We start from the raw sequence: 10980 nt of genomic DNA, 5'->3' as shown, positions 1-10980 counted from the left end.
GACCGGCCCTGGGCCGCCTCGGCCGGCGTGATCCCTAGGCCGCCTCGCCCGTCGTGATGCGGGCGCAGGCGCGGACGACCTCGTCCAGGGAAAGCCCCTCGGCGTGCAGGGCGCGCTGGCGGTCCGCGCCGTTGCCGCGCTCCAGGTGCGCGGCGACGCCCCGACGGGCGCGTTCGAGGTCGCCCGAGGCCCGCAGCGCGTCCTCGGTGTGCCGGAGCAGCGCGGCGAACGCCGCCTCGGGCGAGGCGGGCCGCATCGAGACCGGCTCGATCAGCGGGCCGCGCAGCCCGGAGCGTGCGCCGCGCCAGGAGGCGAGCCGCAGCAGCGCGGTGGAGACCTCGGGCGTCGGCTCGCCGTGATGCCAGTCGCGGGCGGCGGTCTCCACCAGGGCGCGGGCGAGGGTGGCGACGAGCACGGTGGTGTCGGCCTCCAGGCAGACGTCGGCGACCCTGATCTCGACGGTGGGGTAGCTGTGCGAGAGCCGGGCGTCGAAGTAGACCATGCCCGGGTCGCGCAGCACGCCCGTCGCCAGCATGTCCTCGACCCGCCGGTGGTACTGCGCCGGGCCGCCGAACGGCTCGTACGGCCCGGCCGACGGCCAGCGGTTCCACACCTGGCTGCGGTAGCTGCTGTATCCGGTGTCCCGGCCCTGCCAGAACGGCGAGTTCCCGCTGAGCGCGTTCAGCAGGGCCAGCCAGGGCCGGATCCGGTCGAGGACGCCGACTCCCTCCGCGTCGGACTCCACGGACACATGGACGTGGCAGCCGCAGGTCAGCTGCTCCCAGGAGGTGAGCCCGAACTGGTCGGTCATCCACCGGTAGCGGGGCCCCGCGGTGACCGAGGGCTCCACCGGGAGCGGCGAGGTCGCCAGGGCGGCGACGAGGGCGCCGGCCGACTCGGCGCGGCCGCGCGCCTCGCCGCGCCACCGGACGATCTCCTCGCGCAGCTCCGCCATGTCGCGCAGGGGACTCGTGGCGAACTCCAGCTGCTCCTGGTTCAGTTCCTTGGTGAAGACGTCCGCTCCGGTGTCCCGGAGCGCGGCCGAGGCGATGACCGCGGCGGACGCGGCCAGCGGCGCGCCCGTGCGCGCGTCGACCAGCAGCAGCTCCTCCTCGACTCCGATGGTGCGCATCGCCCGTCCCCTCCCGTCCCGTACTGCCCCGTCGGCCGATCAGCCCGCGGCCAGGACGATCGCGTACACGAGGAAGAACGCGGCGACGAGCAGCACGATCAGCAGCACGACGGCGAGCGGACCGGTCGCCCAGCCCCGCTTCGGCGGGCGGTGCGGCCCGGTTTCCGTGCCCGTGCCGGCTTCCGCGGGCGGTGTCTCGCCCGGCGGTACGCCGCCGCCCGGTTCGAGGCCCGTGACGCGGCGCGGATCGGGGTCGGGATTGCTCGGTGTCGTCATGACGGTCACCTCCTGCACGAGCGGCCGGCCGGTCGGCCGGCGGCCTGCCGGGCGCGTACCCCGGCGCGCCCCCGGTATCCGGACGCGGCCGGGCCACCGGCGCAGGCCGGCCGGTGGCCCGGTGGACTCAGTGCGTTTCCTTCTGCTCGGGAGGGGTTCCACCGCCCTCGCCGCCGCCGCGCTCGCCCTTGTCGGTGCCGTGCGGCTTGCCCCGGCTCCGGCCTCGTCCGGGCTCCCGCGCCTGACGCGCCTTCAGCGCGGCGCTGTCCTGCGGCGTGGCGGCACCCCGGCCGCTGCGCCGCTGTTCGGGCCCCTGGGGGTTGCTCATGGTGGCCTCCTGTCGTGCGACGGGCGCTTCGGCAGGCGTGTGACCGGTCCGGGCGGTTTCATTCGCCCAGCGGCGCCCCGGACGGCGACGGCCGCGCGGTCGCGGACGGGGCACCCGCCGGGGCGGACCGGCGGCCGGACGCCGTCGGGCGGGCGTCGCACGCCGACCGCGTACCTGATGAGCAGGGGTGCATCGCTCCTCCCGGGCCCCGGCGATCGCCGGGGCCCGGGAGGCGGGGGGGCGGGGGCATCCGGGTCTGCAGGGGCCCACGGCCAGGTGGTTTGCGGGGCTCGCGGACAGGGGGTTGCAGGGCTCACGGCCAGGACACCTCGCGCCGCGGTACGACGACGAGCTCGGCGGCGGCGCTGCCGGCCGGCACCGACAGGGCGTACATCACGGCGTCGGCGACGACGTCCGGGCTCTGCAGCAGCGCGGTGTCCGTGTCCGGGAAACGTTCCATGATGAACGGCGTCTCCATGCCGCCGGCGACGACACCGGTGACGCCGACCCCGGGGCAGTCGCGGCGCGCCTCCTGGAAGAGGGTGTGCGTGAAGGCCCGCAGACCGGTCTTCGCGGCCGCGTACGGGCCGGCCTCGGTCCAGGTGCGCAGGGCCGCCGTCGACAGGATGTTCACGATGTGCCCGTCGCCGCGCTCGGCCATCCGACGCAGTGCCTCACGGCACAGGTACATCGGCCCGAGCAGATCGGTGGTGATCACCCGGGTGATCTCCTCGGCGGTGAGCTCGGTCACGGACTTCGTGACGTCGACGGCCGCGCAGTTCACGAGGACGTCCACGGCCCCGCCGGCCGCGTCCAGGTCGGCGAACAGCTCGCCCACCGCGTCGGCGTCGCGCACGTCCAGGCCGACCGGCCGGGCGCGCAGGCCCTCGGCGAGCAGGCTCTCGCACAGCTCCTTCGCCTGTTCCTGACGCACGTCGGCCACCAGGACGGCGGCGCCGGCCCGGGCGAGCCGGCCCACGATCGCCGCGCCGAGCCCGCGTGCTCCGCCGGTGACGAGCGCCTGCCGGCCTTCCATGTCGATCTCCCACGCGCTGTTCTTCGCCATCTCGTCTCCCTCGGTCGTGTGAGCAAGCCCACGTGAAGTCCAACCCGCTGGCTGGGGACATGAGTTGGGGTTCCGGGCAGGGTGCGGGGGCGCGGGCGCGCGGCCGGACACCCGTGCTTCTCGGGACGCGTCTGCCACGATGGCCCGCGACCCCCTCCGGGCCGTCGCGCCCCTCCCCCACCCCCCTTCGCATCCCGTGCCTCCCTTCCGTGCGCTTCCGCTTCCGGTTCCGTTCCGGTCCAAGTCCCCGTCCCCGTCCCCGTCCCCGCTGCGGTCCGATTCCCCCGCCCCCTCCCGCCCCGAGGCTTCCGGCCCCGGGGCCTCCGACGGCCGTGGTGACCGTTCGCCCTGGCGTTCGCTGCGGCACCGCGGCATGCGCTGGTGGGCGTTCGCCCACTTCCTCTCCAACACCGGCACCTGGATGCAGCTGACCGTCCAGAACCTGCTGGTGCTCCACATCACCGGCTCCCCCGCCGCCGCGGGTCTGTCCCTCTCCGCGCAGGCCGCACCGGGGCTGCTCGTCGGCATGCTGGGCGGCGCGGTCGTCGACCGCTGGCCGCGGAAGACGACGGCGGCGCTCTCGCAGGTGGCGCTCGGTCTCGTGGCCCTGGTCACCGCGGTCCTGGTGGCGACCGACGGGCTGAGCCTGCCCGTGCTGCTCGGTCTCGCCGTGGTGACCGGTCTGATCGCCACCGTCGACGGGCCGGCCTGCGCGCTGCTCGGCAACGACCTCGTGCCCGCCCGCGACGTGCCGTCCGCGATCGGCGTCGGCTCGCTCGTGCACAGCGCCGGACGGCTCGCCGGGGCCGCCCTGGCCGGAATCACCGTGGCGGCCCTGGGCACGGCCGCGGCGTACGTCGCCAACGGTGTGTCGTTCTTCTTCGTGGCGTCGGTGATCCCCTTCCTCGCCCTCGTCAGGCCGCAGGAGCGGGAGCCCGCGCGGGGCGAGCGGGACGCGCGGAGCGCAGCGGACGCGAAGGGTGTCCCGGGCACGGACACGGACACGGACACGAACACGCACACGAACGCGGAGGACACGAGCGTGCGGGGCGGGCTGCTGTTCTTCGCGCGCCGCCCGCGGCTCGTGGCCCTCGCCGGCCTCAACGCGATCAGCGCCCTCTTCGGCCGGAACTACTCGCTGACCCTGGCGGTCCTGGTCACCGGCCCGCTGGCCGGCTCGGCCACGTCCTTCAGCGCGGTCTCCTCGGCGCTCGCCGTCGGCGGCATCGTGGGCGCGGTGCTCGGCGCCCGGCTGCGCAGCCCGCGCGTGCGCATGGTCGCGCTGCTCACCGCGGGCGGCGCCCTGCTGCAGGTGGTCGCCGGGTTCGCCCCGTCGGCGGCGTTCCTCGTGGTCCTCGCGCTGCCGCTGGCGGTCGCCGAGTCCGTCACCGACACCGCGCAGAGCACGCTGCTGCAGACCGATCCGCCGGCCCGGATGCGCGGCCGCGTCCTCGGCGCGTGGAACACCGTCCGCACCCTGTGGGGGCTCGTCGCGCCGCCCACCCTCGGCCTGCTCATGGAACTGCTGGGCGCGCGGGGCGCCCTCGTGACCGGCGGCCTCGTGATCGCGGCCGCGGTGAGCGGCGGCTGGCTGCTGCACGGCCGCCGGCAGGCCGCGCGGGCGGCCGGTCTCGACGTCCGCCCCGCGCCGGGCCCGGTCGGAGCGGCGGGGCTCGTCCGCCCCGCGCTGGAGAGCGCTGCCTGAGATCACGGCACGGCCCCCTGGGGTACCTGGAGCACTTCCGCGAGGACCTCGTCGACCGTGATCCGCAGCAGTCGGCGGTCGGGCCGGTCCGCGTGCGGATCGCCCGGCTGTCCGCCGTCGGGTCGGTAGCCGGGTCCGGCACCATGACCGTCGTCGGGTCGGCCGCCGGAACGGTCGACGGGCACGTCACCAAGTCCGTCGCCGGGGCGGTGGTCGCGTCCCTCGTCGGGTCCGTCACGAGGTCCGAGGCCGGGTCGGTCGCCGAACCCGCCGTCACCGTCACCGTCGCCATCGCCATCGCCGTCGCCGTCGCCATCGCCGTCGCCGTCGCGACCGGGATGCCACAGTGCTGTGTGCCGCCCGCCGGCCGGCGGCCCCCACAGAGCCGGCGACACCGGCCCGCAGAGCACCACGGAACGCGTCCCCAGGGCCGTGGCGAGGTGGGCGAGCCCGGTGTCCCCGACCACGACGCAGTCGGCGGCGGCCACCAGGGCGCACAGTTCGTCGAAGGACACTGCGCGCTCCGCGCCCACGACCGCGGACGGCGCCAGACCGGCCTGCTCGGCGACCGCCCGGGCGAGCGGCGCCTCGCCGGGACCGGCCGTCACCACCACCGGCCGGCCCGTCCGGCGCACCTCCCGGGCCACGGCGGCGAACCGCTCCGCCGGCCAGCGCCGTGCCGGTGCCCGCGCCCCCGGATGCAACACCACCGGCCCCGCGGCGCCGGCCTCCGCGGTGGCGCCGCCGGGCGGCGCGATCCGCAGGTCGTCGGGATCGGCGGCGAGCCCGTACCACCGCAAGAGCCGGCACCAGCGCAGCCGCTCGTGCTCGTCCGGCAGCCAGGCCGGCCCCCTGACCCCGGGCACCGACGGATGCCGGAACGCCCACAGCCGCTCCGGGTCGGCCGCGGCGAGCAGCCGGTGACTGGCCGGCCCGCGCCCGTGCAGGTTCACCGCGAGGGCGGGCCGCGCCACCGCCTCCGGCAGCACCGCAGGCACCTCCCGCTCCCGCCCGGCGACCGGCACCAACCGGTCCACACACCCCAGCCGCCGCGCCACCGGCGCCAGCCCGGCGGGCGCGGCCAGCACCACCGCGTGGCCCGGAAACCCCCGCCGCAGCGCCCGCAACGCCGGCACCGCGGTCAGCAGGTCCCCCAGCCCGAGCGCCCGGAGCACCAGCACGACGGGCCGCCCGCCGCCGAGGGCACCGTACGGGCCGGGAGCGGGAGCGCGGGAGCCGTGGGGCTCGGGGGCGGCGGGGCCCGGGGCGGAGGTCATCGGTCCGGGAGGGCGGTGGTCGCGGCGCGGGCGGCGCGGTGGGCGAGGGACGTGGTGGAGTGGCCGTCGAGGTAGGGCAGGACGACGGTCTGGCCGCCCCACCGGCGGAGCGCCCTGGTCTCGGGCAGGTCGTCGGAGGAGTAGTCGCCGCCCTTGACCCATATGTCGGGGCGCAGCCGGTCGAGCAGTTGCTCCGGGGTGTCCTCGTCGAACGCGACGACGGCGTCCACGCTGCCCAGCGCCTCCAGGACCCTCATCCGGTCCGCGAGGGCGGTCAGCGGGCGTCCGGGGCCCTTGAGCCGGGCGACCGAGGCGTCGGAGTTCACGCAGACGATCAGGCAGTCGCCGATGCGTCCGGCCCGCTGGAGCAGCCCCACGTGACCCGCGTGGAGGAGGTCGAAACAACCGCCGGTGGCGACCACCGTGCCACCGCGCGCCCGGGTGCGCCGGGCGAGCTCGAAGGCGTCCGACGGCCGGTCGGCCGGCCCGGAGCCGCCGAGAACCGCCGCGCCGGGGGCGGCCGCCGCGTCCCTCACGGCCGAGCTCTCGTCCGCGGCGACGAGCCGCACGGCCGAGGCCCCTCCGGCGGCGACGAACGCGGCGGCCTCCTTGACCGCTCGCTCCACCGCCTCCTCCGGCAGGGCCCCGTCCGCGAGCGCCACCGCGACCGCCGCCGCGAAGCAGTCCCCCGCTCCGCACGGGTCCCCACCGGTGACCTGCGGCGCGGGTACGAGCAGCGGAGCCGTCGAGCCGGCCCGGGCCAGCAGCGCCCCGTCGGCGCCGAGGGTCACCGCCACCTGGGCGGCGCCCCAGCGCGCGGCGAGCGCCGCGCCCCGGTCGGCATGGGCCCGCAGCGACGCCCCTGCGACCGTCGTCTCGAAGGTCGCCGCCTCCTTGGCGTTGGGGGTCGCCACCCGGGTGCCGGGGACGGGCGGCCCGCCCCGGGGATGGGGATCCCAGACCACAGGGACCCGGCGGGCCGCGGCGGCGAGGGCCGGACGGAGGACGTCGGGCGTCCCGCGGCCGTAGTCCGAGACGAGCACGGCGCGCGCGGCACGGAGCACGGCGAGCACCGCCGCGTCGGGCGCTCCGGGGCGTCCGCCGCCTCTGTCGAGGCGGACCAGGGGGCGCCCGCCCGCGAGGACCCGGGTCTTCACCGGCAGGGTGCCGTCCAGGGGCAGCGCGACGACGCGGATCCGGTTGCCCAGGGCCCGCCGGGCCGCCTCTCCGGCGTCGTCGGTGCCGACCGCGGCGACGAGGACGACCTCGTCGGCGGGGCGGGTGAGGAGGCCGGCCGCGAGGAGGGCGGCGAGACCCGCCCCGCCCGCCCGCCGCCGCACGCCCGTCACGTCGACCACGGGCGCCGGGGCGTCCGGCGCCAGCCGGTCGGCGGTGCCCGTGATGTCCTCGTCGAGCAGCAGGTCGCCGACGACGACGATCGGGCCCCGGCTCACGGCGCCCCTCCGATGGCCGCGGCCGGCAGCGCGTCGTAGCGGGCGGTCGCGGCGGGCGCCGCCGCCCCGGCCGCCCCGGCCGCCCCGTCACGGCACGCGTCGAAGAACGCGCACAGCAGGTGGACGACGACGAGATGCGTCTCCTGCACGGTGGCGGTGGTCGCTGCGTCGACGCACACGGCGTCGTCCGCCAGCTCGGCCAGCGGATTGGGCACGGGTCCGGTCAGCGCCCACACGTCGAGCCCCCGCGCATGGGCCGTCACCGCGGCGGAGAGGAGATTGGGGCTGCGTCCGGAGGTCGACAGCAGCATCAGGACGTCGCCGGTCCGGCCGTGCGCGGCCACCTGGCGGGCGAAGACCTCCTCGAATCCGTAGTCGTTGCCGATGGCCGTCACGCTGGACGTCTCGGCGTGCAGCGAGAGCGCCGAGTAGGCGGGCCGTTCGTCGCGGTATCGGCCGACGAGCTCGGCCGTGAGGTGCTGGGCCTGGGCCGCGCTGCCGCCGTTTCCGGCGGCGAGCAGCCGGCCCCCGTCCGTGAGGACGTCCGCGAGGTGCCCACCCCAGCGCGCGAGGCGGGTCAGCTCGGCGCCCTCCAGGCTTTCGACCGCGCGGAGCAGGGACCGGCAGTGCCGGCGTGCCTCCAGGTGGGTCCGGGTGTCGTTCATGAGGAGTCGGCCGTGGCCCGGGGGCCGGGGCCGCACCTCCTTCCACGGTCGGGACGTCCGGGACGTCACGTCGTCGGTACGCAACGGGGGTGCAGGAACGTAAAGGGTGCGGGACAGGCGTCGGTACGGGCGCGAACGTCAGCGCGCTCCGGCGAAGGGCACGTGCGACGCCGCCAGCACCGCCCGGTACGAGTCCTCCGTGGCCGCCGCGACGCGCGCCCACGAGAAGCGGTCGAGAACCCGGCGCCGTCCCGCCCTGCCGTACTGCGCGCGCAGGGCGGGATCGGCGAGCAGTAGCCGTACGGCCGCGGCCAGCAGCCGGGGCTGCGCGGGCGGCACGTGCAGACCGGTCACCCCGTGGACGACCGAGTCGAGCTGGCCGCCGACGGCGCTCGCGACCACGGGGCGGCCGCAGGCCATGGCCTCCAGCGGCACGATGCCGAACGGCTCGTAGTCCGCCGGGCACAGGACGACGTCGGCGCTCCGCATCAGCGCGGGCACGGCGGGCCGGGGCACGGCGCCGGTGAAGCGCACCCGGTCGGCGACGCCGATCTCCTCGGCGAAGGCGCACAGGCGCCGCACCTCGGGGTCGGCGTCGAGTTCGCCGGGCGCCGGCCCGCCCGCCACGACGAGTTCGGTGTCGGGCAGCTGCGCGAGGGCCGCGACGGAAACGGCGGCACCCTTGCGGGGCACCAGCCGGCCCAGGTGCAGCAGCCGGTGACGGTACGGGCCGCGGGCGGCGGCCGGACCGTCCGGCCGGAACACGGTCGGGTCCACCCCGCAGGGCACGATGTCGGTCTTCGCCCGGGGGATGCCCATGCGGGCCAGTTCCTCGACCTCGTCCCGGCAGGTGGCGACGATCCGGTCGCAGCCGAGCCCGACCTGCCGTTCCGAGGAGATGCGCGCGGCGGGGCTGGTGTCGGCGGCGCCCTGGTGACGGCGCTTCACGGTGCCGAGGGCGTGGTACGTGTGCAGGAACGGGATGCCGGTCCGCTCCGTCGCCCACATCGTGGCGAGGCCCGACATCCAGAAGTGGGCGTGGACCGCGTCGGGACGCTCGTCGCGCCACTGCTCGACGAGGTAGTCCGCGAACGGAGCCATGTGCGGCAGGAGATGGTCCTTGGGCAGGAGCTCCGGCGGTCCGGCGGGCACGTGGTGCACGAGCACGCCGGGCCGCAGCGGCACGACCACGTCAAGGGCGGGATCGTCGCGCCGGGTGTAGACGGTCACCTGGTGACCGAGGTCGGCCAACGCCCCGGCGAGCTGGGCGACGTGGACGTTCTGGCCGCCGGCGTCGACGCCGCCGAGGACGGCGAGGGGGCTGGCGTGCTCGGAGACGAGGGCGACGGCGAGCCGGCGCGCCGGGTCCGCGGCCGGGTCGCGGCCGGTATGAGCACGGCTTCGGGTCGCGGTGGAGCTCGGGGACCGGGTCGGAGCCCGGGTCGGAGCCGGGGCCTGGGCCGGGGCCTGGGCCGGGGCCGAGGTAGGGCTCGGGGCCGAGGTCGAAGTCGAGGCCGAGGTCGGGGCAGGGCTCGCGGCCGAGGTCGGGCCGGCGGTCGGGGTCGAGGTCGATGTGGGCGTGGTCCGGGGCAGGTAAGTCATGAGCGTGCCTCCGCGATGACGTGCTCCCAGTCGGTCAGGAAGCGCTTGAGGCCGTAGTGTTCGAGGGCCGCCTGGCGGCCCCGGGCGCCGTCGGCCGTGGCCGCGGCGGGGTCGGCGAGATAGTGGCGGGCCGCCCGGGCCAGTTCCTCCGGGCGGGTGGAGAGGGTTCCGGCGCCGGCGGGAACCGCCTCGACGGCTTCCGTGGTCGCCAGGGCGACGACGGGCATGCCGAGGAGCATCGCCTCGATCAGGGACAGGCCCAGCGAGGTCCAGCGCACGGGGTGGACGTACAGCCGGCGCCGCGCCATGGCGGCGTGCAGCCGGGCCTGCGGGAGGTCCTCGGCGCGGCAGCGGTCCTCGGGCAGCCCCAGGTGGGCGGCGAGCCCCTCGGTCCGCATGCCGAAGACGTCGAGGGGCAGCTCCCGCGCGAGGGCGGGCAGCAGGTCCGTACCGACGAAACGGCCGCGCCGCACCGGCTCGTTGACGACGACGGCGGCGCGCGGCAGCCGGCCGGTGTACTGGTGGCCGGGGTCGACGACGCCGTGCTCGACGACGGTGGTCCTGGTGCTGCCGTTGTCCCACATCAGCCGGTTGAAATGGGTGACGTGGACGAGCGTGAGGTCGGCGCGGTCGGCCATGGGGTGCCGGGTCAGGGGCACGTCGCCGCGGGGCGTGTTGTGCTCCACGTACACGGCGGGCAGCTCCCGGCCCGGCCGCCGGCCGCCCAGCCAGCGGGCCGCCAGCTCCTCCTCGTGCAGGCGCTGCAGGACGACCAGGTCGACCGGGGCGTCGCGAAGCGCGTCCGGCGTGAGTTCGACGACGGAGGCGGGCCAGGAGAACGTCCGGGCGCGGCCCCGCCCGTCGGGCCCGCGGTCGGGGGTGACCGGGACCAGGTAGGTGTGCGGGCCCTGCACGAAGGCCGTGGTCCACGATCCGTGGACGTGCCACAGCAGGATGTTCATGCGCTCATCGCTCCTCTCGCCCCCGCGGACGCGGCAACGGCGGCGGCAGCAGCACCGGCGGCTGTACCGGCCCCGGCCCCGGCCCCGACACCCGCGGTGGTGCGGGGCGCCAGGAGGCTCGCCACCGCCGCCACCACCTCGTCGTCGCCCACCCCGTCGAGACACGGATGCCCCCGTACGGGGCAGACGCGGGCCCGGGTCAGCGCGCACGGGGCCCCCTGGTCGCCCAGCAGCACGTGCGGGACGCCGTACGGGCGCCAGCGCTCGGCCGGCACGACCGGCGCGAACAGGCACACCACCGGCGTCCGCACGGCCGCGGCCAGATGGGCGGGTCCGGTGTTGCCGGTGACGACGACACCGGCACCGGCGAGGACGTTCGCAAGGCCGCGCAGGCCGGTGGTCGCTCCGCCGAGATCGATCCCGTAACGCCCGGCGACCAGGGCGGTCGTGCCCTGCTCCGCGGCGGACCCGGTGACCACCACCCGGTGCCCGGCCGCGTGCAGGGCGGCCCCC

At 76.9% G+C, this 10980-nt stretch carries 11 protein-coding genes; 1 reads left to right on the top strand and 10 read right to left on the bottom strand.

What is annotated here, in order from left to right; translation table 11 throughout:
• Positions 1–34 precede the first annotated feature (34 nt).
• The 4 genes from ACWEJX_RS36315 to ACWEJX_RS36300 all read right to left on the bottom strand — a co-directional run bounded on the left by ACWEJX_RS36315 (position 35) and on the right by ACWEJX_RS36300 (position 2802).
• Positions 35–1132 carry a glutamate--cysteine ligase gene (locus ACWEJX_RS36315; protein ID WP_451611678.1) on the bottom strand — a complete coding sequence of 366 codons (1098 nt, stop codon included), beginning with the start codon at positions 1130–1132 and terminating at the stop codon, positions 35–37.
• 39 nt (positions 1133–1171) lie between these two features.
• Entirely contained in the window at positions 1172–1408 is a 237-nt protein-coding gene (locus ACWEJX_RS36310) for a DUF6480 family protein (RefSeq protein ID WP_451611677.1), read from the bottom strand.
• 127 nt (positions 1409–1535) lie between these two features.
• On the bottom strand, positions 1536–1736 hold the full coding sequence (locus tag ACWEJX_RS36305) for a hypothetical protein (protein ID WP_451611676.1): 201 nt from the start codon (positions 1734–1736) through the stop codon (positions 1536–1538).
• Positions 1737–2049: 313 nt separating this feature from the next.
• Positions 2050–2802 carry an SDR family oxidoreductase gene (locus ACWEJX_RS36300; protein WP_451611675.1) on the bottom strand — a complete coding sequence of 251 codons (753 nt, stop codon included), beginning with the start codon at positions 2800–2802 and terminating at the stop codon, positions 2050–2052.
• Positions 2803–2941: 139 nt separating this feature from the next.
• Here ACWEJX_RS36300 and ACWEJX_RS36295 point away from each other — a divergent pair, with 139 nt between their 5' ends.
• Positions 2942–4507 carry an MFS transporter gene (locus ACWEJX_RS36295; protein WP_451611674.1) on the top strand — a complete coding sequence of 522 codons (1566 nt, stop codon included), beginning with the start codon at positions 2942–2944 and terminating at the stop codon, positions 4505–4507.
• 2 nt (positions 4508–4509) lie between these two features.
• On the opposite strand, the gene ACWEJX_RS36290 is transcribed toward ACWEJX_RS36295, so the two are convergent.
• The 6 genes from ACWEJX_RS36290 to ACWEJX_RS36265 all read right to left on the bottom strand — a co-directional run.
• Positions 4510–5784, bottom strand: coding sequence for a glycosyltransferase family 9 protein (locus ACWEJX_RS36290; RefSeq protein WP_451611673.1), 1275 nt, complete (start codon positions 5782–5784; stop codon positions 4510–4512).
• On the bottom strand, positions 5781–7238 hold the full coding sequence (rfaE2, locus tag ACWEJX_RS36285; RefSeq protein WP_451611672.1) for a D-glycero-beta-D-manno-heptose 1-phosphate adenylyltransferase: 1458 nt from the start codon (positions 7236–7238) through the stop codon (positions 5781–5783). Before rfaE2 ends, ACWEJX_RS36290 begins: the two co-directional genes overlap by 4 nt.
• Positions 7235–7903: a D-sedoheptulose-7-phosphate isomerase gene (locus ACWEJX_RS36280; protein WP_451611671.1), complete on the bottom strand. Its 669-nt coding sequence runs from the start codon at positions 7901–7903 to the stop codon at positions 7235–7237. Before ACWEJX_RS36280 ends, rfaE2 begins: the two co-directional genes overlap by 4 nt.
• A gap of 138 nt (positions 7904–8041) precedes the next feature.
• The gene (locus ACWEJX_RS36275; RefSeq protein ID WP_451611670.1) at positions 8042–9505 is read right to left on the bottom strand and encodes a glycosyltransferase; all 1464 of its coding nucleotides are present in this window, start codon (positions 9503–9505) and stop codon (positions 8042–8044) included.
• On the bottom strand, positions 9502–10467 hold the full coding sequence (locus tag ACWEJX_RS36270; RefSeq protein WP_451611669.1) for a glycosyltransferase: 966 nt from the start codon (positions 10465–10467) through the stop codon (positions 9502–9504). Before ACWEJX_RS36270 ends, ACWEJX_RS36275 begins: the two co-directional genes overlap by 4 nt.
• A partial coding sequence (locus tag ACWEJX_RS36265) for a glycosyltransferase family 9 protein (protein ID WP_451611668.1) occupies positions 10464–10980 on the bottom strand: 517 nt, incomplete at its 5' end. The genes ACWEJX_RS36265 and ACWEJX_RS36270, both read right to left, overlap by 4 nt.

This window comes from Streptomyces sp. NPDC004788 (genome assembly GCF_053601115.1).
Note: the sequence above shows the minus strand (reverse complement) of the source record. Positions and strands in the feature narration are given on the sequence as shown.

Excerpts from the sequence above, each read along its gene's own strand:
- ACWEJX_RS36315 (WP_451611678.1), bottom strand. The coding sequence starts at position 1,132 with ATGCGCACCATCGGAGTCGAGGAGGAGCTGCTGCTGGTCGACGCGCGC.
- ACWEJX_RS36310 (WP_451611677.1), bottom strand. The coding sequence starts at position 1,408 with ATGACGACACCGAGCAATCCCGACCCCGATCCGCGCCGCGTCACGGGC.
- ACWEJX_RS36305 (WP_451611676.1), bottom strand. The coding sequence starts at position 1,736 with ATGAGCAACCCCCAGGGGCCCGAACAGCGGCGCAGCGGCCGGGGTGCC.
- ACWEJX_RS36300 (WP_451611675.1), bottom strand. The coding sequence starts at position 2,802 with ATGGCGAAGAACAGCGCGTGGGAGATCGACATGGAAGGCCGGCAGGCG.
- ACWEJX_RS36295 (WP_451611674.1), top strand. The coding sequence starts at position 2,942 with ATGGCCCGCGACCCCCTCCGGGCCGTCGCGCCCCTCCCCCACCCCCCT.
- ACWEJX_RS36290 (WP_451611673.1), bottom strand. The coding sequence starts at position 5,784 with ATGACCTCCGCCCCGGGCCCCGCCGCCCCCGAGCCCCACGGCTCCCGC.
- ACWEJX_RS36280 (WP_451611671.1), bottom strand. The coding sequence starts at position 7,903 with ATGAACGACACCCGGACCCACCTGGAGGCACGCCGGCACTGCCGGTCC.
- ACWEJX_RS36275 (WP_451611670.1), bottom strand. The coding sequence starts at position 9,505 with ATGACTTACCTGCCCCGGACCACGCCCACATCGACCTCGACCCCGACC.
- ACWEJX_RS36270 (WP_451611669.1), bottom strand. The coding sequence starts at position 10,467 with ATGAACATCCTGCTGTGGCACGTCCACGGATCGTGGACCACGGCCTTC.